This window comes from Pseudomonas rhizozeae (genome assembly GCF_031583775.1).
Taxonomy (GTDB): Bacteria; Pseudomonadota; Gammaproteobacteria; order Pseudomonadales; family Pseudomonadaceae; genus Aquipseudomonas.
Map to the genome: position 1 here is coordinate 88,638 of NZ_JAVLSB010000076.1, position 23,091 is coordinate 111,728.

At 60.8% G+C, this 23,091-nt stretch carries 22 protein-coding genes; 8 read left to right on the forward strand and 14 right to left on the reverse strand.

The genetic code is table 11. From position 1 onward, the window contains the following. Nucleotides 1–6 precede the first annotated feature (6 nt). From RG836_RS26960 to RG836_RS27015, 12 genes are all read right to left on the reverse strand, one after another. The gene (locus RG836_RS26960) at nt 7–1,311 is read right to left on the reverse strand and encodes a flavohemoglobin expression-modulating QEGLA motif protein (RefSeq protein ID WP_310850885.1); all 1,305 of its coding nucleotides are present in this window, start codon (nt 1,309–1,311) and stop codon (nt 7–9) included. Between the two features lie 6 nt (nt 1,312–1,317). Continuing rightward, the gene (locus tag RG836_RS26965) at nt 1,318–1,875 is read right to left on the reverse strand and encodes a hypothetical protein (protein ID WP_310850886.1); all 558 of its coding nucleotides are present in this window, start codon (nt 1,873–1,875) and stop codon (nt 1,318–1,320) included. A 136-nt stretch (nt 1,876–2,011) separates the two neighbouring features. After that, nucleotides 2,012–2,728: a TetR/AcrR family transcriptional regulator gene (locus tag RG836_RS26970; protein WP_310850887.1), complete on the reverse strand. Its 717-nt coding sequence runs from the start codon at nt 2,726–2,728 to the stop codon at nt 2,012–2,014. A gap of 102 nt (nt 2,729–2,830) precedes the next feature. Then, complete coding sequence (lysS, locus tag RG836_RS26975; protein WP_310850888.1) at nt 2,831–4,333, reverse strand: lysine--tRNA ligase; 1,503 nt, start codon at nt 4,331–4,333, stop codon at nt 2,831–2,833. A gap of 71 nt (nt 4,334–4,404) precedes the next feature. Next, a protein-coding gene (gene prfB / locus RG836_RS26980; RefSeq protein WP_102593528.1) for a peptide chain release factor 2 occupies nt 4,405–5,500 on the reverse strand; the annotation gives its coding sequence in 2 pieces (ribosomal slippage) (nt 4,405–5,427 and nt 5,429–5,500; 1,095 coding nt in all). Nucleotides 5,501–5,606: 106 nt separating this feature from the next. Then, complete coding sequence (locus RG836_RS26985; protein ID WP_310850890.1) at nt 5,607–6,608, reverse strand: PleD family two-component system response regulator; 1,002 nt, start codon at nt 6,606–6,608, stop codon at nt 5,607–5,609. Between the two features lie 48 nt (nt 6,609–6,656). Then, a complete protein-coding gene (gene cheB, locus RG836_RS26990; protein WP_310850891.1) occupies nt 6,657–7,667 on the reverse strand; it encodes a chemotaxis response regulator protein-glutamate methylesterase in 1,011 nt (336 codons plus the stop codon). After that, a complete protein-coding gene (locus RG836_RS26995; protein WP_310850893.1) occupies nt 7,664–9,964 on the reverse strand; it encodes a hybrid sensor histidine kinase/response regulator in 2,301 nt (766 codons plus the stop codon). The genes cheB and RG836_RS26995 overlap by 4 nt, the downstream gene beginning before the upstream one ends. Further along, nucleotides 9,961–10,644, reverse strand: a complete 684-nt coding sequence (locus RG836_RS27000; RefSeq protein ID WP_310850894.1) for a chemotaxis protein CheW — start codon at nt 10,642–10,644, stop codon at nt 9,961–9,963. The genes RG836_RS26995 and RG836_RS27000 overlap by 4 nt, the downstream gene beginning before the upstream one ends. Beyond that, nucleotides 10,641–11,912 (reverse strand): CheR family methyltransferase, encoded by a 1,272-nt coding sequence (locus RG836_RS27005; RefSeq protein WP_310850895.1) that lies wholly within the window; start codon nt 11,910–11,912, stop codon nt 10,641–10,643. The genes RG836_RS27000 and RG836_RS27005 overlap by 4 nt, the downstream gene beginning before the upstream one ends. Continuing rightward, nucleotides 11,909–12,445 carry a chemotaxis protein CheW gene (locus RG836_RS27010; protein WP_310850897.1) on the reverse strand — a complete coding sequence of 179 codons (537 nt, stop codon included), beginning with the start codon at nt 12,443–12,445 and terminating at the stop codon, nt 11,909–11,911. Before RG836_RS27010 ends, RG836_RS27005 begins: the two co-directional genes overlap by 4 nt. Beyond that, nucleotides 12,445–14,067, reverse strand: coding sequence for a methyl-accepting chemotaxis protein (locus RG836_RS27015; protein WP_310850899.1), 1,623 nt, complete (start codon nt 14,065–14,067; stop codon nt 12,445–12,447). Before RG836_RS27015 ends, RG836_RS27010 begins: the two co-directional genes overlap by 1 nt. Nucleotides 14,068–14,354: 287 nt before the next feature. Between RG836_RS27015 and RG836_RS27020 the strand changes: the two genes are divergently transcribed. Next, nucleotides 14,355–14,777, forward strand: a complete 423-nt coding sequence (locus tag RG836_RS27020; protein WP_310850900.1) for a hypothetical protein — start codon at nt 14,355–14,357, stop codon at nt 14,775–14,777. 285 nt (nt 14,778–15,062) lie between these two features. On the opposite strand, the gene RG836_RS27025 is transcribed toward RG836_RS27020, so the two are convergent. Beyond that, nucleotides 15,063–15,782 (reverse strand): tellurite resistance TerB family protein, encoded by a 720-nt coding sequence (locus RG836_RS27025; protein WP_310850902.1) that lies wholly within the window; start codon nt 15,780–15,782, stop codon nt 15,063–15,065. Nucleotides 15,783–16,134: 352 nt separating this feature from the next. Between RG836_RS27025 and ydcS the strand changes: the two genes are divergently transcribed. The 7 genes from ydcS to RG836_RS27060 all read left to right on the forward strand — a co-directional run bounded on the left by ydcS (nt 16,135) and on the right by RG836_RS27060 (nt 22,501). Further along, a complete protein-coding gene (gene ydcS / locus RG836_RS27030) occupies nt 16,135–17,286 on the forward strand; it encodes a putative ABC transporter substrate-binding protein YdcS (RefSeq protein WP_310850903.1) in 1,152 nt (383 codons plus the stop codon). A 105-nt stretch (nt 17,287–17,391) separates the two neighbouring features. Then, nucleotides 17,392–18,429, forward strand: coding sequence for an ABC transporter ATP-binding protein (locus RG836_RS27035; RefSeq protein ID WP_310850905.1), 1,038 nt, complete (start codon nt 17,392–17,394; stop codon nt 18,427–18,429). 1 nt (nt 18,430) lies between these two features. Then, nucleotides 18,431–19,378 carry an ABC transporter permease gene (locus tag RG836_RS27040; protein ID WP_310850906.1) on the forward strand — a complete coding sequence of 316 codons (948 nt, stop codon included), beginning with the start codon at nt 18,431–18,433 and terminating at the stop codon, nt 19,376–19,378. Then, nucleotides 19,368–20,177, forward strand: coding sequence for an ABC transporter permease (locus RG836_RS27045; RefSeq protein ID WP_310850907.1), 810 nt, complete (start codon nt 19,368–19,370; stop codon nt 20,175–20,177). Before RG836_RS27040 ends, RG836_RS27045 begins: the two co-directional genes overlap by 11 nt. Before the next feature lie 165 nt (nt 20,178–20,342). Further along, complete coding sequence (locus RG836_RS27050) at nt 20,343–21,767, forward strand: gamma-aminobutyraldehyde dehydrogenase (protein WP_310850908.1); 1,425 nt, start codon at nt 20,343–20,345, stop codon at nt 21,765–21,767. Nucleotides 21,768–21,984: 217 nt separating this feature from the next. After that, on the forward strand, nt 21,985–22,233 hold the full coding sequence (locus tag RG836_RS27055) for a CopG family ribbon-helix-helix protein (protein ID WP_310850910.1): 249 nt from the start codon (nt 21,985–21,987) through the stop codon (nt 22,231–22,233). After that, the gene (locus RG836_RS27060; RefSeq protein WP_310850911.1) at nt 22,211–22,501 is read left to right on the forward strand and encodes a type II toxin-antitoxin system RelE/ParE family toxin; all 291 of its coding nucleotides are present in this window, start codon (nt 22,211–22,213) and stop codon (nt 22,499–22,501) included. Before RG836_RS27055 ends, RG836_RS27060 begins: the two co-directional genes overlap by 23 nt. Before the next feature lie 59 nt (nt 22,502–22,560). Here RG836_RS27060 and RG836_RS27065 read toward each other — a convergent pair whose 3' ends face one another. Further along, a complete protein-coding gene (locus RG836_RS27065; RefSeq protein ID WP_310850913.1) occupies nt 22,561–22,746 on the reverse strand; it encodes a hypothetical protein in 186 nt (61 codons plus the stop codon). Nucleotides 22,747–23,091: the final 345 nt, after the last annotated feature.

A 23,091-nucleotide genomic window follows, 5' to 3' on the forward strand; every position in this document is an offset into this window, starting at 1 on the left:
CCCCGCTTACAGAATGTTCGAGTAATCCGCCTCGATCCGGTCCAGGCTCAAATGGTTGAGGAAGTTCGAGAAGCACATCCAGGCCGATAACGCGTTCATGTCACGGAACTGGTCGGGCAGGTATTTCGGCGGCTCCACCAGGCCTTCGTCAACCAGCTGGCGCAAGGTACGCATGTCTTCCAGAGTCGTTTTGCCGCAAAAGAGCAGCGGCACTTGCTCAAGCTTGCCTTTACGCACGGCCAACTGAATGTAGTTGTAAACCATGATGAAGCCCTTGAGGTAGGACAAGTCTTTGGTGAACGGCAGACCGTTCGGCACCGACCCACGGAAAACTCGACTGGCGTTGCCGTAGCTTTCGGCCATTTCGAAGCCCTGCTCGCGGAAGAACTCGAACACCTGCAGGAAGTCCGCGCCCTCCTCCACCATATGAATGGCGCGAGTACGGTTGGTCAGTTTGCGCAGGCGACTCGGGTAGGACGCGAAGGTGATGATTTCCATCAGGATCGCCAGGCCTTCCTGGGTCACGGTCGACGAAGGCGGGCCTTTCGACAGGAAGGTGCAGATTGGCTGGTTCAAGCCGTTGAGCGTGGTGCCGACATGCACCAGACCTTCGTGGACTTCCAGGGCGCGCACGTCACGTTCGTTAAACATCGCGTCGGCGCGGATCTTGATGTAGTCGGCGCCCGCCGCCGCGTCGGCGACGATGCCATCGGACTCGAACACCCGAATGGTTTCCTCGGCCTCGCCAAAGGTTTTGTTAAGGCGTGTTTGCAGCATCTGCACCGCGTCCTTGGCGGTGAGGATTTTCGGCTCGTCCTTGAGGTCGCCGCGGCCGTCGATGTTGTTGAGGTAGTCCGAAAGCATCATGCCCAGGTCACTCAGGGTCGGGTCACCGGCGTGGAACGCATCGGAGGCGGCGCCGTACAGCTCCTGGGAAATCAACCCGAAATCCTCGGTGCCGCGCGCTTCGAGCATGCGCACCACCATGCGGTATTCCTTGCACATGCGCCGCATGATCTGCCCGACCGGGTTGAACTGCCCGAGCTGGCGGGTGATGTCGCGCTCGATGTTCTGGAACTCCAGCTTGACCTTGCTCGAATCAAACGACAGCGGTCGGTTGAGGTAGTAATCCCGGTCGACTGCCGGCATTTCCTTGCCTTTGGCCTTGAGAAAGCCCTTGCGGATGTTGTCGTCCCACTTCACCGCATCGAGCACGCGGATTGGCGTCTGCGCCAGCACTATGCGATCGGACAACATGCGTATCGTCTGCTGGTATTCGTCCACCCGGAGCTCCTTGGGAAATCGTGACATAGGTGTTTATTGGGCTTTTTTGACTGGCCGCTGGTAGCGCGCCGCTTCGACGAACACATCGGAATTGGCAGGGTCGTCGAGGTAGGCGAACACTTGATCCATGCTGTTTTTAATCAGCACCCCTTCGCCGTCGTCGGTCGGCAGGTGTTCGCCGTCCAGCAGCTTCTGCCCCACGGCCTGATTGATCTGCTCGAGGTCGAGGTTGTAGACCACCAGTTCCTGTTTATCGGTGAGTTCAAAGCCGGCGATGATGAAATGCCCGCCAAACCGCGCCGGCACCTTGGCCGAGAGGTACCAGCGGCTGCCATGGCGGATGACGGTGAACGGAAAGACTTCGCGCGCCTTGGGCCTGGCCTTGAAATAACTCACGGCCTGATAGCGGCTGTCGCCCAGGCGCTTGAGCTCCAGGTTCATCGGCTCGCCCCAGGCATTGGTGCTGGTCCATTGCCCGAGCAGCCCTTTGGGCGCGGGGTCGCTGGCAGGCAGCGGGTCGGTGAACGTCACCAGACAGCCGCTGAGCAGCAGGAACGACAAGGCGATCACGACGACACGCCAGGCTTTCATTCAACACTCCCTAATGAACACACACCGGCCCCATGTGGGAGCGAGCCTGCTCGCGAAAGCGTTGAGTCAGACAACATAGATGTTGAATGTCAAACCGTATTCGCGAGCAGGCTCGCTCCCACACAAGTAATGGTGACTACACCGACGCCAGCACCAAATGCATGTAGCGGGTCAGGATGCCCAGCATTTCAGCGTCCGACAGCGGCTCGGCATCGTTGAGCAGGCCCTGATATTCCATCCGTCCGATAATCGCCGTCAACACTTTGGCATCCTGCTCTGGCTCGCGGGAGCCCAAGACTTGGAAAAACTGGCCGGTGCCGTGCAGCAAAATTTGCTGATGCGAGCGCACCAACTCCGCCAGTCGCGGGTTGAGCAGCGCCTCCTGGCGAAACGCTTGCTCAGCCATCAGGTGCTCGCGGCGGTTGTGCAATTGGCGTTGCACGTAGTCGGCGGTCAAGCGCGCGATATCGTCCGCCAGTTGCGAGCGGGACTCTGGGCTGCCATCGCCATACGCCACCATTTCCCGCAGCAGCCCCTCGTTGCTGGCCCACAGCTTGCCCATGAACGCCGCGCTGCGCTCCACGTACTGGGCGAAGGTGTCGGTCAGCAGGTCGTCGATGTCTTTGAAATAATAAGTGGTGGCCGACAGCGGCACGCCGGCTTCCGCCGCCACCGCGCGATGGCGCACGGCACGCACGCCGTCACGCACGACGATCCGCATGGCCGCGTCGAGAATCTCCTGTCGACGCTGCTCGCTGCCCTGACGGCTGGCCTTGCGACCCTGGTACTGAACGCTCTCAGCAACCGCAGTGGCGATACCCGCTGCACCTTCTTCAGCCATTGCACGGTTCACGACGGGACATCCCCTCTCATTTCAAAAGTAACCAATTGATACGTTTGTACCAGACAGGCAATAAAAAGCCGCCTGTAAGCGGCGGCTTTTTAATCGGAGCATTTACGCTTGCGGCCGCATGTGCGGGAACAGGATCACGTCGCGGATCGACGGAGAGTTGGTCAGCAACATCACCAGTCGGTCGATGCCGATCCCTTCACCGGCCGTTGGCGGCATGCCGTACTCCAGCGCGCGAACGAAGTCAGCGTCGTAGTGCATGGCTTCGTCGTCGCCCGCGTCCTTGTCCGCGACCTGCGCCATGAAGCGCTCGGCCTGGTCTTCCGCGTCATTCAACTCGGAGTAAGCGTTAGCGATTTCACGGCCGCCAATGAACAGCTCGAAACGGTCGGTGACGTTCGGGTTGTCGTCATTGCGACGGGCCAGCGGCGACACTTCAAACGGGTACTGGGTGATGAAGTGCGGCTGCTCTAGCTTGTGCTCGACCAGCTCTTCGAAAATCATCACTTGCAGCTTGCCCAGGCCTTCGAAACCCAGGACCTTGGCGCCGGCCTTCTTGGCGATGGCGCGGGCCTTGTCGATGTCGGTCAGGTCGTCGGCAGTCAGCTCAGGGTTGTACTTGAGGATCGAGTCGAACACCGACAAACGCGCGAACGGTTCGCCAAAGTGGAACACCTTGTCGCCGTAAGGCACGTCGGTGCTACCCAGAACCAGTTGAGCCAGCTCGCGGAACAGTTCTTCAGTCAGGTCCATGTTGTCTTCGTAGTCGGCATACGCCTGGTAGAACTCCAACATGGTGAATTCCGGGTTGTGCCGGGTCGAAACGCCTTCGTTACGGAAGTTGCGGTTGATCTCGAACACTTTTTCGAAACCGCCAACCACCAGACGCTTGAGGTACAGCTCCGGCGCAATGCGCAGGTACATGCCCATGTCGAGCGCGTTGTGGTGGGTTTCGAACGGCTTGGCCGCGGCGCCACCGGGGATGGTCTGCAGCATCGGCGTTTCGACTTCCAGGAAGTCGCGCTTCATCAGGAAGCTGCGGGTGTGCGCAATCACTTGCGAACGCACGCGGAAGGTCTTGCGCACGTCTTCGTTGACGATCAGGTCGACGTAGCGCTGGCGATAACGCTGCTCGGTGTCCGACAGACCATGGTGCTTGTCCGGCAGCGGACGCAGGGATTTGGTCAGCAGGCGCACGTTGGTCATCTCGACGTACAGATCACCCTTGCCGGAGCGGGCCAAAGTGCCTTCGGCGGCGATGATGTCGCCCAGGTCCCAGGTTTTCACGGCGGCCAGGGTCTCTTCGGACAAAGTCTTACGGTTGACGTAGACCTGGATCCGCCCAGACATGTCCTGGATCACCATGAACGAGCCACGGTTGAGCATGATGCGACCGGCAACCTTGACCGGGATTGCAGCCTCTGCCAGCGCTTCCTTGGTCTTGTCCGCGTACTGTTTCTGCAAGTCTTCGCAGTAGTTGTCGCGGCGGAAGTCGTTGGGGAAGGCATTGCCCTTGGCGCGCTCGGCTGCAAGCTTTTCCTTGCGCAGGGCGATCAGGGAGTTTTCTTCCTGTTGCAGGGCTTGCGGGTCGAGTTCTTGGTCGCTCATGTCTTTAAAAATTCCATCACAGGTTCGTTGCCCCCACCGAGGGTGGGGGACTTAAGGTCTTGACTGACGGCTTACAGCCCTTGCTTGAGGCTGGCCACCAGATATTCGTCGATGTCGCCGTCGAGCACCTTGTCGCAGTCGCTGCGTTCGATGTTAGTGCGCAAATCCTTGATCCGCGACGCATCGAGCACGTAGGAGCGAATCTGGTGACCCCAGCCGATATCCGACTTGGTGTCTTCCAGCGCCTGGGACGCGGCGTTGCGCTTCTGCACTTCCTGCTCGTACAAACGCGCCCGCAACATTTTCATCGCGGTGTCTTTGTTGGCGTGCTGGGAGCGCTCGTTCTGGCAACTGACCACGGTGTTGGTCGGTACGTGGGTAATCCGTACCGCCGAGTCGGTGGTGTTAACGTGCTGACCACCGGCCCCGGAGGAACGGTAGGTATCGATACGCAGGTCCGACGGGTTGATGTCGATTTCGATGTTGTCATCGATTTCCGGCGAGACGAACACCGCCGAGAACGAGGTGTGGCGACGGTTGCCGGAGTCGAACGGGCTCTTGCGCACCAGGCGGTGCACGCCGATCTCGGTACGCAACCAGCCAAAGGCGTATTCGCCCTTGATGTGCACGGTCGCGCCCTTGATCCCGGCGACTTCACCGGCGGACAGTTCCATGATGGTCGCGTCGAAACCGCGTTTGTCAGCCCAGCGCAGGTACATGCGCAGCAGGATGTTGGCCCAGTCCTGGGCTTCGGTACCGCCAGAGCCGGCCTGGATGTCCAGGTAAGCGTTGTTGGCGTCCATTTCACCGCTGAACATGCGACGGAATTCGAGTTTTTCCAGCGACTCGCGCAGGCGCTCGACTTCGGCGGCCACGTCATCGACGGCAGCCTGGTCTTCTTCTTCAGCGGACATCAGCAGCAGGTCTTTGGCATCAGCCAGGCCGGAATGCATCTCGTCGAGGGTCTCGACGATCTGTGCCAGCAGCGACCGCTCACGGCCCAGTTCCTGGGCGTACGACGGGTTGTTCCAGACAGCCGGATCTTCAAGCTCGCGATTGACTTCAGTCAGACGCTCATGCTTTTGATCGTAGTCAAAGATACCCCCGAATAGTTTCGGAGCGCTCGGACAGGTCCTTGATACTGTTAAGGATCGGGTTGATTTCCATGGCGGGCAGCACTCGTTGGCGAACTTTTGAAAGCCGGCGAGTATAACGTAATCAAGCTGTCACGGCAGCCCGCCTGGCGGCTTTAGGGGTGAATGAAACCATTGATTCACTCAACCCCCACCTGATTGCGCCCATTATTTTTTGCCAGGTACAAGCCCTTGTCGGCTGCGGAGATCAATACTCGGCAATCGGTGCCCGCCTGTGGCGTCATGGTGGAAAGGCCGATGCTAATGGTCAGACTCGAACCCTCGACCGGGGCGATGTGGGGAATTTTCAGAGCAGCGACGGTCTGGCGCAGTTTTTCCGCGACCAGTCGCGCGCCGCCTGGCGATGTGTTGGGCAGTACCAGAGCGAACTCTTCGCCACCGTAGCGCGCGGGCAAGTCGGAAGGTCGGGCGCTGGCATCGCGGATCGCGGTGGCGACTTTGCGCAAGGCTTCGTCGCCTTCGAGGTGGCCGAAGCTGTCGTTGTAGGATTTGAAGTAATCCACGTCGATCATCAGCAGCGACAATTGACTCTGGTCGCGCAGGGCCCGGCGCCACTCCAGTTCCATGTACTCGTCGAAGTGCCGGCGGTTGGACAGGCCGGTCAGGCCGTCGGAGTTCATCAGCCGCTGCAGCACCAGGTTGGTGTCGAGCAGTTGCTGTTGGCTGACCCGTAGCGCGCGATAAGCCGCGTCCCGTTGCAGCAGGGTCATATAGGAGCGCGAGTGATAGCGGATGCGCGCCACCAGTTCGATGTTGTCCGGCAGCTTGACCAGGTAATCGTTGGCGCCGGCGGCAAACGCCGCGCTTTTGATCAGCGGGTCTTCCTTGGTCGACAGGACGATGATCGGGATGTCCTTGGTCGCCGGATGGTTGCGGTACTCGCGCACCAGCGTCAGACCGTCGAGGCCGGGCATCACCAGATCCTGCAGAATCACGGTGGGCTTGATGCGGATCGCCTGAGCGATGGCCTGGTGCGGATCGGCGCAGAAATGGAAGTCGATGTTTTCTTCGTTCGACAGCCCGCGACGCACCGCCTCGCCGATCATCGCCTGGTCATCGACCAGCAACACCATGGCGGCGTTTTCGTCGGTTTTGAAATCATCGAGTTGTAATTCATTCATGAGCGGTCACCTGAATACTGCCTGGTCCACGGTCGATGCGAGGCGTGATCATTTGACGAATACCTCCAGCAAACGTGGTGCGATCTGGTCCAACGGGCGAATTTCTGCGGCGGCATCAATGGCCGCAGCGGCTTTGGGCATGCCATACACCGCGCTGCTGGCCTGGTCCTGCGCGATGGTCAGGTAACCTTGCTGGCGCAGCAGTTTAAGCCCTTGGGCGCCATCGCGGCCCATCCCGGTTAATAAAACGCCGACCGCGTCACCTTGCCAGTAATTGGCCACGCTCTCGAAAAACACGTCGATGGACGGTCGGTAGATCTCGTTGACGGGTTCGGCGGTGTAGGCCAGGGTGCCGTTTTTCAACAGTCGGATATGGTGATTGGTGCCCGCCAGCAGAATCACGCCGCACTGCGGTGGCTCGCCCTCCTGGGCCAGGCGCACGTCCAGGCCGCTAGCGCTGCTCAACCATTCGGCCATGCCGGCGGCGAACACCTGGTCGACGTGCTGGACCAGTACGATAGCCGCCGGAAAGTCGCGCGGCAGGCCTTTGAGCAGGATTTCCAATGCCGCCGGGCCACCGGCGGATGAACCGATCGCCACCAGGCCCTGACGCTGCGCTGCGGCGCGCAGCGATGTCGGAGCGGTACGCTCGGGGTTGCCGCGTTCGCCGATCAGCCAGCCGATGTTGAGAATCTTGCGCAGCAGCGGCGCCGCGGCTTCCTGTGGATTACCGGCACCGAGGGCCGGGGTGTCGACCACGTCCAGCGCGCCATGGCCCATGGCTTCGAACACCCGGTGCACGTTTTGCTGGCGGTCGACGGTGACCACCACGATCGCGCAGGGTGACTCGGCCATGATCCGCCGCGTGGCTTCGACGCCGTCCATGACCGGCATGATCAGATCCATGAGGATCAGGTCCGGAGTATTCTCCGCGCACAGGCGTACCGCTTCGGCGCCGTCGCCGGCGACCCAGATCACTTGATGTGCCGGCTCGAATGCCAAGGCGCGGCGCAGGGCCTCTACCGCCATGGGCATATCATTGACGATTGCGATCCTCATGCCCGTGCGCCTCCAATGAGCTCGACGACAGCGTCGAGCAGGGCATCGTCGTGAAAACTGGCCTTGGCTAGATAATAGTCGGCCCCGGCGTCCAGTCCACGACGGCGATCTTCCTCGCGATCCTTGTAGGACACCACCATCACTGGCAGGGACTGTAGACGATTGTCGCGGCGCAGCAATGTGACCAGCTCAATGCCGTCCATGCGCGGCATGTCGATGTCAGTGATCAGCAGATCGAAATCCTCCGAGCGCAACGCGTTCCAGCCGTCCATGCCGTCGACCGCAACGGCCACGTCGTACCCGCGATTGAGCAACAGCTTGCGCTGCAACTCGCGCACGGTCAGCGAATCGTCGACCACCAGCACCCGTTTGCGCGCCGCGTCGGCAGTGTGCTGGTTGTGCCGGGCGATGCGTTCCAGGCGCCCGGTATTGAGCAGTTTATCCACCGAACGCAGCATGTCCTCGACGTCGACGATCAACACCACCGAGCCGTCATCCAGCAAGGCGCCGGAAGAAATGTCCTGGACCTTGCCCAGACGCTCGTCCAGTGGCAACACCACCAAGGTGCGCTCGCCGATAAAGCGCTCCACCGCGACGCCATACACCGCGTCGCGCTCGCGAATCACTACGACTTTGAGGGTTTGCCCAGTGTGCTGTGCCGCTGGCCGTTGCAGCAGTTGGCTGGCGGCGACCAGCCCGACGTGCCGCCCTTCGTGCCAAAAATGCTGGCGCCCTTCGACCTGCACGATGTCTTCCGGCTCCAGGTCGCGCATGCGCTCGATGTGCGCCAGCGGGAAGGCGTAGGCCTCGTCGCCGACTTCAACCACCAGGCTGCGCACCACCGACAAGGTCAGCGGCACCTCCAGATGGAAACGGCTGCCCTCGCCTGCCGTCTGCTCCAGCACGACCGCGCCGCGCAGTTCGCGAACCATGTGCTGCACCGCGTCCAGACCCACGCCGCGACCGGAGACCTCGGTGACCTTCTCGCGCAGACTGAAGCCTGGCAAGAACAGAAAGGTCAGCAGTTCTTCTTCGCTCAGTTGCGCCGCTGTTTGCTCGGGCGACAGCTGTCGGTCGACGATGCTGCGCCGTACCCGTTCCAGATCGACGCCGTTGCCGTCATCGCTGAGCTCCAGCACCAGTAGACCGGCCTGGTGCGAAGCGCGCAGGCGAATCACGCCCTCCTCGGGCTTGCCCGCCAGCAGGCGCTGCTCGGGCGATTCGATGCCGTGGTCGACCGCGTTGCGCAACAGGTGGGTCAGCGGCGCTTCAAGTTTTTCCAGGACATCACGATCGACCTGGGTTTTCTCGCCTTCGATTTCCAGCCGTACTTGCTTGCCAAGGCTACGCCCGAGGTCGCGGACCATCCGCACCTGGCCGCTGAGCACATCGGCGAACGGGCGCATGCGGCACGCCAACGCGGTGTCATACAAGACTTGCGCGCGTTGGCTGGCCTGCCAGGCGAACTCATCCAGTTCGGCGTGTTTGTCGGCCAGCAACTGCTGCGATTCGGCCAGCAGGCGTCGGGCATCGTTGAGCGCTTCCTGGGCTTCCAGGCTCAAGGACTGCTCGCGCAGTTGCACATTGAGCTCTTCCAGCGCACGCAAGCCGTTGCTCTGCATGCGTTTGAGGCGTTGCAAAGTGGCCAGATACGGCTTCAAGCGTTGGGTTTCGACCAGGGATTTACTCGACAGATCGAGCAGGCTGTTCAAGCGCTCGGCAGTGACCCGCAGCACCCGTTCGCCGCCCTCGGTCATGCGTTTGGATTTGCGCGCAGTGGCGATCGGAACCTCGGCTTCGGGCTCCACGATCACAGGTTCAGGCGCACGGGCGGCGGGCACCGGCGGCTCAAGTTGCAGCTCGGCCATCACCGGTGGCGCGGATGCGACCGCCGGGGCCGCGGCCGCCGAGGGATCGAGCAGGCGAGCCATCAGCGCCACATAAGCGTCGATATCACTCGGCCCGACCGTGTTGTTCGGTGTGGCAATGCGCATCAGCAGATCGGTACCTTGCAACAAGGCATCGATGTGCTCCGGACGCAGCAGCAAGCGGCCTTCCTGGGCACTGACCAGGCAATCTTCCATCACGTGGGCGACGCTGACCCCGGCGTCGACCCCGACAATCCGCGCTGCGCCCTTGAGCGAATGCGCCGCGCGCATGCATGACTCCAGGTGCGCGGCCTGGGTCGGGTCGCGTTCCAGCGCCAACAGCCCGGCGCTGAGCACTTGGGTCTGGGCGTCGGCCTCCAGGCTGAACAGTTCCAGCAACGAGGCGTCGCGCATCTGGTCGGGGGTCATGTGAGGCTCCGGGTCACGGCGGACAGCAACTGTTCTTCATCCAGCCAGCGCAGGCTGCGACCGTTGAATTGCAGCACACCCCGGGTGTACTTGGCACTGGCCTGGTTGCCTGAACGCGAGGCGCTTTCCAGGATCTGCTCATCGATGGCGTGAATGCCATCGACCTCGTCCACCGGCACCACCACCGGCCCGCCGTGCGCCGCGATGATCAGCATGCGCGGCATCACCCGCGCGCCGGACGCCACGCGGCTGTTGCCGTCGAGGCCGAGCAATTCCACCAGCGACAGGCAAGCCACCAGCGCGCCGCGCACATTGGCCACGCCAAGCAAGGCCAGTGACCGTTGGTGCGGCAGCGAGTGAATCGTCTGCAGCGGCGCTACTTCCACCAGGCTGCGGGTGGCCAGCGCCAGCCACTCATCGCCGAGGCGAAACACCAGCAATGATCGGGTTTTTACTTCGGTGTCGACCTGGGTCGAGACCTGCATGCGATCGTCCTGCTGCAAGGCATAACGATCAAGTAAACGGGTGGCCGCCGCCGAGTACACCGAACAGTTGCGGCAATGCACGTGTTCGACCAGCAACGGGCAGGACTTGTCGCCATGGACCCCGATGCGGTTCCAGCAGTCGTCAATGGCCTGGGCATCTTCATGGGTGACGTTCAAGGCATCGGTGCCGATCATCGTTTTCGCTCACTGTCAGCGGTGCGCTCGTTGCGCGCGGCACGTTCCTGCAAGCGCCGCGCGCCCGCGGTATCGCCCTGGGATTGCAACAACGCGGCCAGGTGCATCAAGGCTTCCGGATGCTGCGGTTCCAGGTACAACGCCTTGCGGTAAAACCCCTGTGCTTGCGGGGTGTCGCCGGCCATGTCGCTGAGCAGGCCCAGCCAATAAAACACTTGGGCCACCGGCTCATGGTTGCGTAAATATTGGTCACACGCGGCGCGAGCCTCAGCGCTTTTACCTTGATTGGCCAGGGCGGCGATGGTCGCGAGCAAGGCGTTGGCGTCCGCATTCGCAGACTTGATGGGCGCCGCCGGGATTGTCGAGGGTTTGACCCCACTGAACGGCCGCTGCCGGGGTGGCGGGGTCGTGGGCGCCGGCGGGCGAATAGGTGCAGGTTTTGCCACAGTGATCGGCCGCGGCTCAGGCAGCGGCTCGCTGTGCCGGCTGAAGGCGAACGATTGGGGAATGCCGATCGAACGCATGCCCAGGCGCCCGAGCAAACTGCCTTCGGCGGGGCCGATAAACAGCACACCGTCCACCTGGGTGAGGCGCTTGAGCATTTCGAACACTTGCTGCTGGGTGGCCTGGTCGAAATAGATCAGCAGGTTGCGGCAAAACACGAAATCGTACGGCGGCTCGTTCGCCAGCGCCGGGTCGAGCACGTTGCCGGTCTGCAGGCGCACCTGCTCGCGGACTTTGGCGCTGATGCTGTAACCGTCGTCCTGGGCCACAAAGTGCCGTTCCCGAAAGTCAGTCTGTTCGCCGCGAAACGAGTTTTTGCCGTACACCCCGCGCTTGGCCCGCTCCACCGACAGCGGGCTGACGTCCATGCCATCGACCTTGAACTGATGCGGCGCCAGGCCGGCATCCAGCAGCGCCATGGCGATGGAATAGGGTTCCTCGCCGGTGGAACACGGCAGGCTGAGGATGCGCAACGCGCGCATGTGGTTGAGTTGCGCCAAGCGCTTGAGCGCCAGTTTGCCGAGGGTGGCAAAGGACTCGGGATAGCGGAAAAACCAGGTCTCGGGGACGATCACCGCTTCGATCAAGGCTTGTTGTTCGTCCTGCGAGCCTTGCAGGTGCAGCCAGTACTCGTCGGCGGATTGCGCGTTGTGCGCCACGCTGCGCTGGCGTACCGCGCGCTCGATGATTGCCGGGCCCACCGACGTGACGTCGAGGCCAATGCGCGTCTTGAGGAAATCAAAAAAACGCTGATCGCTGCTCATGCCTGCGCCTCAAGCGTTGCCGGGTCGAGGGGCGGCGACGGAAACAACAGGGCTCGGACCTGCGCATCGAGCAGATCGGCAACCCGCACCCATTGCAGCAATCCGTGCGCATCTTCGCGCACCGGGCCGAGGTACGGCGCCTGGCGATTATCCAGCCCGTATGGCCGGAACTCTGCCGGGTCGCAACGCAAGGTATCAGTGGCCTGCTCCAGAATCAGCCCGAGCCGCTGACTGGCACTGGCCGCATCCGGTCGGTAATTGACCAGCACCAACCGCGTGCTGGTGCGCAATTGCGCCGGTTGGCCGAAGGTCAGCGCACTCAGATCGATCACCGGCACCACGCTGCCGCGGTAGGCGAACACCCCAACGACCCACGCCGGCGCCCGGGCGATCGGCTTGAGCGAGTGACGCGCCAGCACCTCCACCACTTCGGTGGCCTGCAAGGCATAGCGCTCGCTGCCGATGCGAAACACCAGGAACAGGGCATGCGGCGCCGCCGGGGCGAGGCCGCGCTTGGCGACGATTTCGCTCATCAGACTTTGAAACGCGAAACGCCGCCGCGCAGCCCCACCGCCACCTGGCTCAGTTCGTCGATGGCGAAACTGGCCTGGCGCAGGGACTCGACGGTCTGGCTGCTGGCATCACCCAACTGCACCAGCGCATGATTAATCTGCTCGGCGCCGGTGGCCTGAGCCTGCATGCCTTCATTGACCATCAACACCCGCGGCGCCAACGCCTGCACCTGGTGGATGATCTGCGACAGTTGCTCGCCGACTTGCTGCACTTCCGACATGCCGCGGCGCACTTCTTCAGAGAACTTGTCCATGCCCATGACCCCGGCCGACACCGCCGACTGGATCTCGCGCACCATTTGCTCGATATCGTAAGTGGCCACGGCGGTCTGGTCGGCCAGGCGCCGCACTTCGGTGGCGACCACGGCGAAACCACGGCCATATTCGCCTGCCTTCTCGGCCTCGATCGCGGCATTCAACGACAGCAGGTTGGTCTGGTCGGCGACCTTGACGATGGTCACCACCACTTGGTTGATGTTGCCGGCCTTCTCGTTGAGGATCGCCAGCTTGGCGTTGACCAGATCGGCTGCGCCCATCACCGAGTGCATGGTGTCTTCCATGCGCGCCAGGCCTTGCTGGCCAGAACCGGCGAGCACCGACGCCTGGTCGGCGGCGGTGGAGACTTCGGTCATGGTGCGTACCAGATCACGGGAAGTCGCGGCAATTTCCCGCGAGGTGGCGCCGATTTCCGTGGTGGTTGCGGCCGTCTCGGTAGCGGTGGCCTGCTGTTGCTTGGAGGTGGCGGCAATTTCGGTAACCGAGGTGGTGACCTGCACCGACGAGCGCTGGGCTTGGGACACCAGTGCCGTGAGCTCAGTCATCATGTCGTTGAACCCCGTTTCCACGGCGCCAAACTCGTCCTTTCGGTCGAGGTTCAGCCGGCGGCTGAGGTCGCCAGTGCGCATGATTTCGAGGATCTGCACGATGCGATTCATCGGTGCCATGATCGTGCGCATCAGCAGCAGGCCGCAGAGCCCGGCGGCCAGCACTGCGATCAACAGGGACACGCCCATGATGATTTTCGCGGTCAGTACCGCGTCGTCGATGGCGACGATGTCATTGTCGGCCACCGCCTTGTTCTGACGAATGATGTCGTTGAGTTTGACTCGGCCGGCCGTCCAGGCCGGGATCAGTTGTTCGTTGAACATTTTGATCGCCTGGGCTTCCTCATTACGCTTGTGCAGGTCAAGGACGGCGGCGAGGAGTGTGTGGTAATTCTCATGAAGCTTTTCGAAGTTGGCGTACTCGACCTTGTCTTCCTCGGTGGTCACGGTGGCTTTGTAGTTGTCCATCTGCGTCTGCAGGCGCTCTTCAAAGGTCTTGAACGCGGCGGCGACCTCGGCGCTGACGCCCTGCCCTTCCTTCAACCCGAGCATTTCCTGGATCTGCATGAAACTGTCGGACCAGGCGCCGCGAATCATCGAGCTGTAATAAACACCCGGCAACGCATCTTCGCGGACGCTGGCTTCGCTCTCTTCGATTTTCAACAGCCGCGAATACGAGACGACGACCATCAACAGCATGATGGTGATAATCACCGCAAAGCTCGCCAAGATGCGTTGGCGCAACGTCCAGTTCTTCACAGTCAGTCCTCGGGCCATTTCCAAATGCTGCGGAGTATAGCTGAGGGTGTTTCATTTATAAGACGGATAGTTATTGCTGCGGAGCAGAGTGATACGGACCGCTACTCATTTAGCCAGTTAAGCTCATCGCTCGCCCCACGGGTAGCAACCGGGCTGCACCTACCAAAGTCATATAAAAACCGGGAAAGACAGCCGAAAACACTCTAAAAAACTGTCAGATATGACAGTAGAAGCGAAGCGTAGCGATTTGTAGGCTTGGATCTCAATCTGCACAGTGAGACCTAATCATGACTGCCATCAGCTACGAAGACCTTTCAAACGACGTAAAAAAAGCGCAGCCCGCAAAGGGAGAACTTTCAGCCTTCGAAGGTGGAAAACAGATTTTACAAACAGACCATGTGTATTACTTACCTGGCGGCGGGAGCACGGCGATCCTGATTGGAGATAAAGACCAGCAGCATGTGGCGCTATGTTTTCCGGGAGGCCTCCAAATTGGCAAGCCCTGGGATTTCAATTACAAGAAAGATATCGTCACATTGCCAGACCACCTGAGGTGGTCTGTAAAAGTGAGTGGGCAGTATCACTTCGTCGAAGACGGCGAATTGAAAGTCACCCTTAACTCCCGCAACCATGCAGTGGGCAACTACCAAGTCACTCTGGAAAACGGCGGAGGAACCGTATACGGATCTTTCGACATGGAAAACACCTGATTTCCAGCAGAGCCAACCACCCTCCGATTTGATTAATGGGTGTTGTACATCACGGAGGGCGACTTGGCAGAAAAGCACAGTGGATGACGGAAGCGTGCCGGAATTGCGCTCGCAAGGAGATTCGCCCCCTGCAGGGTTGATCATGCGTGAACACACGGCGTTCACTAAGATCTCCAGCGGGGGCGGCCTGCTTGAGAAACCAGTCATCGTCCGAACATGAATTGCATGGCAATGCACGTTCGCGAGCAAGCCCGCTGCCACACTCGGGCAGTGCGTCTTGAGGATCTAAACAGCGGCCTGGCGCACCTGCTTCTCCAACTCGAGCTTCAATCCCGGTTCCAGCTTCAACTGACGGGCCAGTTCATCGAGGTAGGACTTTTCCATGAAGTTCTCTTCGTCTACCAGCATGACGCTGGCGATGTACATTTCCGCGGCGATTTCCGGGGTGCTGGCGGCGCGGGCGACGTCGCTGGGGTCGAGGGGTTTGTTGAGTTCGGCATGCAGCCAGTGCTGCAGTTCCTGGTCGTTATCCAGTTTGGTGAACTCACCTTCGATCAGCACTCGCTCACGTTCGTCGACATGTCCGTCAGCCTTGGCGGCGGCGACCAGGGCCTTGAGAATCGCCTGGCTATGCTGCTCGACCTGAGCCGGCGGCACACGGTCGACGGTCTGCGGTTCCTGCTTGGGCGCGCCGCCCTGTTGCGCCTGCCAATTGCCGTAGGCTTTATAGGCAATCACGCCGAGCGCCGCGAGGCCGCCGTAGGTCAGCACCTTGCCGCCGAGGCCGCGTCCCTTTTTGCTGCCCAGCAGCAGGCCCATCGCCCCGGCAGCCAGTGCCCCGCCACCGGAGCCACCGAGCAATCCGCCGAGGCCGCCGGCGCCAGCCCCGCCAAGCAAGCCGCCCAAGCCACCGCCGGACGATTTTTTCTGCTGGCCGCCGGCCTTGTTTTGCAACAAATCCTGGCCCGACTTCAGTAATTGATCGAGCAATCCACGGGTGTTCATGTGCGCCTCCACGTATTCGGTTTGACTGGATCATTAAGGCCTTCAGCCTAGATCGAAAGTGCCCCGCGCTCGCTCGTGAGTGTGCTTCCAGATGTTGCTCATCCACCCGCAGCACGCACTCATAGGTCGCTAAATGCTCGCGCCGGTGATTCTGAAAATCCGATATACACTCAGGTGCGTCGTGAAAATCGCCTGTGCGGGAAGTGCGGCACGTGATGGCCCGGTATAGACGGAAGCTTTAAGCGGCAAGCTTCAAGTCAACGTCTTATGCGATTTGCGCTTGATTGCCGCTTGCGGCTCGAAGCTTGCAGCTACTCTCAATTAACCCCTGATAAATAAAAGAGAGGTTTCCATGTTCGTGCACAAGACCGCATTGCTCAGCGCAATCACCACCGCCCTGCTGGCCAGCGCCAGCGTGCAGGCCGCCGACACACTGAAAGCGGTCGGCGCTGGCGAAGGCCAACTGGATATCGTCGCCTGGCCGGGCTACATCGAACGGGGCGAAAGCGACAAGGCCTACGACTGGGTGACGGGGTTCGAGAAGGACACGGGGTGCAAGGTCAACGTGAAAACCGCCGCGACCTCGGACGAGATGGTCAGCCTGATGGCTAAAGGTGGTTACGACCTGGTGACGGCGTCGGGCGACGCCTCGCTGCGCTTGATCGCCGGCAAGCGTGTGCAACCGATCAACACCGCGTTGATCCCGAACTGGAAAAGCCTCGACCCGCGCCTGAAGGATGCGCCCTGGTACGTGGTCAACCAGCAAACCTACGGCACCCCGTACCAGTGGGGGCCGAATGTGCTGATGTACAACACCAATGTGTTCAAGACCGCGCCCACCAGTTGGAACGTGTTGTTCGACGCGCAGAATCTGCCGGACGGCAAACCCAACAAGGGTCGCGTGCAAGCCTATGACGGGCCGATCTACATCGCCGACGCGGCGTTGTACCTGAAGTCGGCCAAGCCTGAACTGGGGATCAGCGATCCATATCAACTCACCGAAGCGCAGTACAAAGCTGTGCTGGATCTGTTGCGCGCCCAGCAACCGTTGATCCACCGCTACTGGCATGACACCACCGTGCAAATGAGCGACTTCAAGAACGAAGGCGTGGTCGCGTCCAGCGCTTGGCCGTATCAGGTCAACGGCCTGATGAACGAGAAACAACCGATTGCCTCGACCATTCCGAAAGAAGGCGCCACCGGTTGGGCGGACACCACCATGCTGCACGCCGACGCCAAGCATCCGAACTGCGCCTACAAGTGGATGGACTGGTCGCTGCAACCGAAAGTCCAGGGCGATGTGGCGGCGTGGTTCGGTTCTTTGCCAGCGGTGCCGGCGGCGTGCAAGGACAGCGAATTGCTGGGGGCTGAAGGCTGTAAAACCAACGGTTTCGACCAGTTCGACAAGATCGCCTTCTGGAAAACCCCGCAGGCTGAAGGCGGCAAGTTCGTGCCGTACAGCCGCTGGACTCAGGACTACATCGCGATCATGGGCGGCCGTTAAGGCCCATTCGCCAGCAGGCCCACTCCCACTGTTGATTGCACTCCATGGTGGGAGCGAGCCTGCTCGCGAAGCTTTTGAAGATTTCAGCTTTTGGAGCACCGCACCATGACGCTTGCAGTCCAGTTCACCAACGTGTCCCGACAGTTCGGCGAGGTGAAAGCCGTTGACCGGGTGTCCATCGATATCCAGGACGGCGAGTTCTTCTCCATGCTGGGCCCGTCCGGCTCCGGCAAAACCACCTGCTTGCGCCTGATCGCCGGGTTTGAACAACCGAGTGCCGGTTCGATCCGCATTCACGGCGAGGAAGCCGCCGGGTTGCCGCCGTATCAGCGCGACGTCAATACCGTGTTTCAGGATTACGCGCTGTTCCCGCACATGAACGTTCGCGACAATGTCGCCTACGGCTTGAAAGTCAAAGGCGTAGGCAAAGCCGAACGGCAGAAACGCGCCGAAGAAGCCCTCGAGATGGTCGCCCTCGGCGGCTACGGCGAGCGTAAACCAGTGCAACTGTCCGGCGGCCAGCGCCAGCGAGTGGCACTGGCCCGCGCCCTGGTCAATCGTCCGCGCGTGTTGCTGCTCGACGAACCTCTGGGCGCACTCGACCTTAAGTTGCGCGAACAGATGCAAAGCGAATTGAAGAAGCTGCAACGCCAGCTCGGCATCACTTTCATATTCGTCACCCACGACCAGACCGAGGCGCTGTCGATGTCCGACCGTGTGGCGGTGTTCAACAAGGGGCGGATCGAGCAGGTCGACACCCCGCGCAACCTGTACATGAAACCGGCGACCACCTTCGTCGCTGAGTTCGTCGGCACTTCGAACGTGATTCGCGGTGACCTGGCAGAGCAACTGAGCGGCAATTCGCAGCCGTTTTCGATCCGCCCCGAGCATGTGCGTTTCGCCGAAGGTCCGTTGGCCAGCCATGAAATCGAAGTCAGCGGCCAGCTCCACGACATCCAATACCAGGGCAGCGCGACACGCTATGAGCTGAAGCTGGAAAACGGCCAGACCCTGAACATCAGCCAGGCCAACAACCAGTGGCTCGACAGCAGCGCGCAACACCAGACCGGCCAGCGCCTGACCGCGCGCTGGGCGCGGGAAGCGATGATCCCGCTGCATGACACCGTGGCGAGCGGGGTCTGAGATGAGCGCCCTCGTCCTTCCTCAAACGCCCTCCGGCCGCTCGCCGCTGCGGCGGTTTGCCGACCTGCTGTACCGCCGGCCCAACTTGTACTTATCGATGCTGTTGGTGCCGCCCCTGATCTGGTTCGGCGCCATCTACCTCGGCTCGCTGCTGACGCTGTTGTGGCAAGGTTTCTATACCTTCGACGACTTCACCATGGCGGTCTCGCCGGACCTGACCCTGGCCAACTTTGCCGCGCTGTTCCAGCCATCGAACTTCGACATCATCCTGCGCACCCTGAGCATGGCGATTGTGGTGTCGATCGCCAGCGCCATCGTCGCGTTCCCGATTGCCTATTACATGGCGCGCTACACCACGGGCAAGACCAAGGCGTTTTTCTACATCGCGGTCATGATGCCGATGTGGGCCAGTTACATCGTCAAGGCTTACGCCTGGACCTTGCTGCTGGCCAAGGGCGGCGTGGCGCAGTGGTTCGTTCAGCACCTGGGGCTGGAGCCCGTGTTGCAGTTCGTGTTGGGAATTCCCGGTATCGGCGGCAGTACCTTGTCGACCTCGAACCTGGGGCGCTTCCTGGTGTTCGTCTATATCTGGCTGCCATTCATGATCCTGCCGATCCAGGCTTCACTGGAGCGCTTGCCGCCGTCGCTGCTGCAAGCCTCAGCCGACCTTGGAGCGAAGCCGCGCCAGACCTTTATGCAGGTGATTCTGCCGCTGTCGATCCCGGGGATTGCCGCCGGCTCGATCTTCACCTTTTCCCTGACCCTCGGCGACTTCATCGTGCCGCAACTGGTGGGGCCGCCGGGTTATTTCATCGGCAGCATGGTCTACGCCCAGCAAGGGGCGATCGGCAACATGCCGATGGCCGCTGCCTTCACCCTGGTGCCCATCGTGCTGATCGCGGTTTATCTGTCCATCGTCAAACGACTGGGGGCTTTCGATGCACTCTGAGCGCGCGTCACTGGGTTTGCGCATCGCCGCCTGGGGTGGGTTGGTGTTTCTACACTTCCCGATCCTGATCATCTTCCTCTACGCCTTCAATACCGAAGACGCGGCGTTCAGCTTCCCGCCCAAGGGCTTCACCCTGAAATGGATCGGCGTGGCGTTCTCGAGACCGGACGTGCTGGAAGCGATCAAGCTGTCGCTGCAGATCGCCGCCATCGCCACGTTGATCGCGATGGTGCTCGGCACCCTGGCCTCGGCAGCGTTGTACCGCCGGGACTTCTTCGGCAAGCAAGGCATCTCGCTGATGCTGATCCTGCCGATCGCCCTGCCCGGCATCATCACCGGCATTGCGCTGTTGGCGACCTTCAAGACGCTGGGGATCGAGCCGGGGATGTTCACCATCATCGTCGGCCACGCGACCTTCTGCGTAGTGATCGTCTACAACAACGTCATCGCCCGACTGCGCCGCACTTCGCACAGCCTGATCGAAGCCTCGATGGACCTCGGTGCCGACGGCTGGCAGACCTTCCGCTACATCATCCTGCCCAACCTCGGCTCAGCGTTGCTGGCTGGCGGCATGCTGGCGTTTGCCCTGTCGTTCGACGAAATCATCGTCACCACTTTCACCGCCGGCCACGAACGCACCCTGCCGCTGTGGCTGCTCAACCAGCTCAGCCGCCCACGGGACGTGCCGGTGACCAACGTGGTGGCGATGCTGGTGATGATGGTCACCATGCTGCCGATTCTTGGTGCGTATTACCTGACCCGAGGTGGCGAGAGTGTGGCGGGGAGTGGCGGCAAGTAAATGGATAACAACACCCCGATCTCTGTGGGAGCTGGCTTGCCAGCGATGAGGCCCTGACATCCGACATTGATGTGGACTGACACACCGCTTTCGCGAGCGGGCTCGCTCCCACATTCGACCACGTGTCGCCAACAGAACAACAACAGCTTCAACGAGGACAAACCCATGCAAACCAAACTCTTGATCAACGGCCAACTGATCGCTGGCGAAGGCCCCGCCCAACCGGTGTTGAACCCGGCGCTCGGGCGTGTGCTGGTGGAAATCAATGAAGCCAGCGAAGCTCAGGTCGACGCCGCTGTGCGCGCCGCCGACAACGCGTTCGAAGGCTGGTCGCAAACCCCGCCGAAGGACCGCTCACTGCTGCTGTTGAAACTCGCTGACGCCATCGAAGCCCACGGCGAAGAGCTGGCGAAACTGGAATCCGACAACTGCGGCAAACCCTACAGCGCCGCACTGAACGACGAGATCCCGGCGATTGCCGATGTGTTCCGTTTCTTCGCTGGCGCCAGCCGTTGCATGAGCGGTTCGGCCGGCGGCGAATACTTGCCCGGCCACACTTCGATGATCCGCCGCGACCCGGTGGGCGTGATCGCTTCGATTGCGCCGTGGAACTACCCGTTGATGATGGTTGCCTGGAAAATCGCCCCGGCACTGGCAGCGGGTAATACCGTGGTGCTCAAGCCTTCGGAACAAACCCCGCTGACCGCGCTGCGCCTAATGGAACTGGCGTCGGATATTTTCCCGGCCGGTGTGCTCAATCTGGTGTTTGGCCGGGGTCCTACGGTGGGCTGCCCTCTGGTGACCCACCCGAAAGTGCGCATGGTGTCGCTGACCGGCTCGATCGCTACCGGCTCGAACATCATTTCCAGTACCGCCGACAGCGTTAAACGGATGCACATGGAATTGGGCGGCAAAGCCCCGGTCATCATCTTCGACGACGCCGACATCGAGGCCGCCGTGGACGGCATTCGCACCTTCGGTTTCTACAACGCCGGCCAGGATTGCACCGCCGCGTGCCGCATTTACGCGCAGGCTGGAATCTACGAAAAGTTTGTGGAGAAACTCGGCGCAGCGGTCAGCAGCATCAAGTACGGCGTGCAGGATGACCCGACCACCGAACTGGGCCCGCTGATCACCGCACAGCATCGTGACCGCGTGGCCGGCTTCGTCGAACGGGCCGTGGCGCAGTCGCACATTCGTTTGATCACCGGCGGCAAAGCGGTGGAAGGCAATGGCTTTTTCTTCGAGCCAACCGTGCTGGCCGACGCCCAGCAGGACGATGAGATCGTCCGCCGCGAAGTATTCGGGCCGGTGGTCTCGGTGACCAAATTCAACGATGAAGCGCAAGTGCTGGCCTGGGCCAACGACTCGGACTACGGCCTGGCCTCCTCGGTCTGGACCTCCGACGTCGGCCGCGCCCACCGCCTCTCGGCGCGCCTGCAGTACGGCTGCACTTGGGTGAACACGCATTTCATGCTCGTTAGCGAAATGCCCCATGGCGGTCAGAAACTGTCCGGATACGGGAAGGACATGTCGATGTACGGGTTGGAGGACTACACCGTTGTGCGGCATGTGATGTTCAAGCACTGACAAGGGCATCGCTTATGCCACGGGACGGCGCAGACGTGGGATGACTGGGAGCTGGGGCGATCAATCAAGTCTGGGAGCAAGCATTTCGCAACATATCCGCTGTTCCCCGAGGCTCGCTCGCAGCTAAGGTTTTCTGATGCCAGTGCACGCACGGGTTGACGAAAATCTTGCCGCCGCCTACGGTGTTTACAACGTATACACTTTCAGGAGAGCCAACATGGCTTCGCCCGTTTTGTCTTTCCGTGTGGAAGAACTGTTGGCCCAGCAGCTTGATCTGTTGGCTGCCGCCACTGATCGCGACCGCCAGTATCACCTCAAGCGCGCACTGGTTCGTTATGTGGAGGCCGAATCCTGGCATCTGCAAGCCATCAGCGAAGGCATAGCCGATGCCGACGCTGGAAAATTGACCGAACTGGATGCCGTGAAGGCTAAGTGGGCAAAGCGTGCCGAGCGTAGTACTGACTGAAAAAGCCGACAGTGATCTTGATGCTATTCACGAGCACTACCAACGCGTCGCCGGCAATGCAAAAGCCATTGAAGTAGTTGCCACCATCCTGCACGGGTTCCAGCAGCTGGAACGTTTTCCGGGCTCCGGCAGGCCTTCTGCGATTGCCGACCTGCGCGAGTTGGTACTGGTCGATATCCCTTTTATCGCCCCCTATCGTTACAAGGATGGGCAGGTACAAATTCTGCGAATTCTGCATCAACGAATTGAACGATCACACCACTGGTAGCTGTCGTTGGTAAGAGAAAGCCCGGTCGCCAACAACACGACCGGGCTTTGCATCTCGCTCTAAAACCGCGAAATACTCCTCATCGCATCCACCAGATACCGCATGGCGATGCGATCACTTTCTGACAATGCGCGATATTGCTCGACCAGTTTCACCTCCTCCACGCTAAGTCGACGCGATCTTCGCGAATTGCCCAAACCTGATACCAAACCAAAGAAACCGGCAACACACTGCACTTTCGGCATGGACGATGTCCCTCACGTACGTCAAAGAAAATCCTGATAGCTCATCGCCCTCATGTTTTTTTCAGTAGCGGCCACGCGTTGCTCCTCTGCTGAACTCCACCGGCTTCAAGGGCCTAGCCGGTCATGGGTACAAGAATAGGAATATTCTGCGCGGTGAAAAGGGGGAATTAGAGTAATTAGTCGAAAAAAGCAGATATGCCCTATAAAACAGAAAGTACTGTGGGAAAGGTTACCGAAATATGCTGTTTCATTGCCGCTCCCAGGCTGTGTAACCAATCATTTTTGCTTGGCAACCGAACCGTTTAAGCTATCGGGCATCTGTTTAGTGTCCGTAGCGTTTGGCCG

Excerpts from the sequence above, each read along its gene's own strand:
- cheB (WP_310850891.1), bottom strand. The coding sequence starts at position 7,667 with ATGAGGATCGCAATCGTCAATGATATGCCCATGGCGGTAGAGGCCCTG.
- RG836_RS27020 (WP_310850900.1), top strand. The coding sequence starts at position 14,355 with ATGACTGCCATCAGCTACGAAGACCTTTCAAACGACGTAAAAAAAGCG.
- RG836_RS27000 (WP_310850894.1), bottom strand. The coding sequence starts at position 10,644 with ATGATCGGCACCGATGCCTTGAACGTCACCCATGAAGATGCCCAGGCC.
- RG836_RS27010 (WP_310850897.1), bottom strand. The coding sequence starts at position 12,445 with ATGAGCGAAATCGTCGCCAAGCGCGGCCTCGCCCCGGCGGCGCCGCAT.
- RG836_RS27050 (WP_310850908.1), top strand. The coding sequence starts at position 20,343 with ATGCAAACCAAACTCTTGATCAACGGCCAACTGATCGCTGGCGAAGGC.
- RG836_RS27035 (WP_310850905.1), top strand. The coding sequence starts at position 17,392 with ATGACGCTTGCAGTCCAGTTCACCAACGTGTCCCGACAGTTCGGCGAG.
- RG836_RS26965 (WP_310850886.1), bottom strand. The coding sequence starts at position 1,875 with ATGAAAGCCTGGCGTGTCGTCGTGATCGCCTTGTCGTTCCTGCTGCTC.
- lysS (WP_310850888.1), bottom strand. The coding sequence starts at position 4,333 with ATGAGCGACCAAGAACTCGACCCGCAAGCCCTGCAACAGGAAGAAAAC.
- RG836_RS27005 (WP_310850895.1), bottom strand. The coding sequence starts at position 11,912 with ATGAGCAGCGATCAGCGTTTTTTTGATTTCCTCAAGACGCGCATTGGC.
- RG836_RS26985 (WP_310850890.1), bottom strand. The coding sequence starts at position 6,608 with ATGAATGAATTACAACTCGATGATTTCAAAACCGACGAAAACGCCGCC.
- ydcS (WP_310850903.1), top strand. The coding sequence starts at position 16,135 with ATGTTCGTGCACAAGACCGCATTGCTCAGCGCAATCACCACCGCCCTG.
- RG836_RS27055 (WP_310850910.1), top strand. The coding sequence starts at position 21,985 with ATGGCTTCGCCCGTTTTGTCTTTCCGTGTGGAAGAACTGTTGGCCCAG.
- RG836_RS26995 (WP_310850893.1), bottom strand. The coding sequence starts at position 9,964 with ATGACCCCCGACCAGATGCGCGACGCCTCGTTGCTGGAACTGTTCAGC.
- RG836_RS26960 (WP_310850885.1), bottom strand. The coding sequence starts at position 1,311 with ATGTCACGATTTCCCAAGGAGCTCCGGGTGGACGAATACCAGCAGACG.
- RG836_RS27025 (WP_310850902.1), bottom strand. The coding sequence starts at position 15,782 with ATGAACACCCGTGGATTGCTCGATCAATTACTGAAGTCGGGCCAGGAT.
- RG836_RS27040 (WP_310850906.1), top strand. The coding sequence starts at position 18,431 with ATGAGCGCCCTCGTCCTTCCTCAAACGCCCTCCGGCCGCTCGCCGCTG.
- RG836_RS27045 (WP_310850907.1), top strand. The coding sequence starts at position 19,368 with ATGCACTCTGAGCGCGCGTCACTGGGTTTGCGCATCGCCGCCTGGGGT.
- RG836_RS27065 (WP_310850913.1), bottom strand. The coding sequence starts at position 22,746 with ATGCCGAAAGTGCAGTGTGTTGCCGGTTTCTTTGGTTTGGTATCAGGT.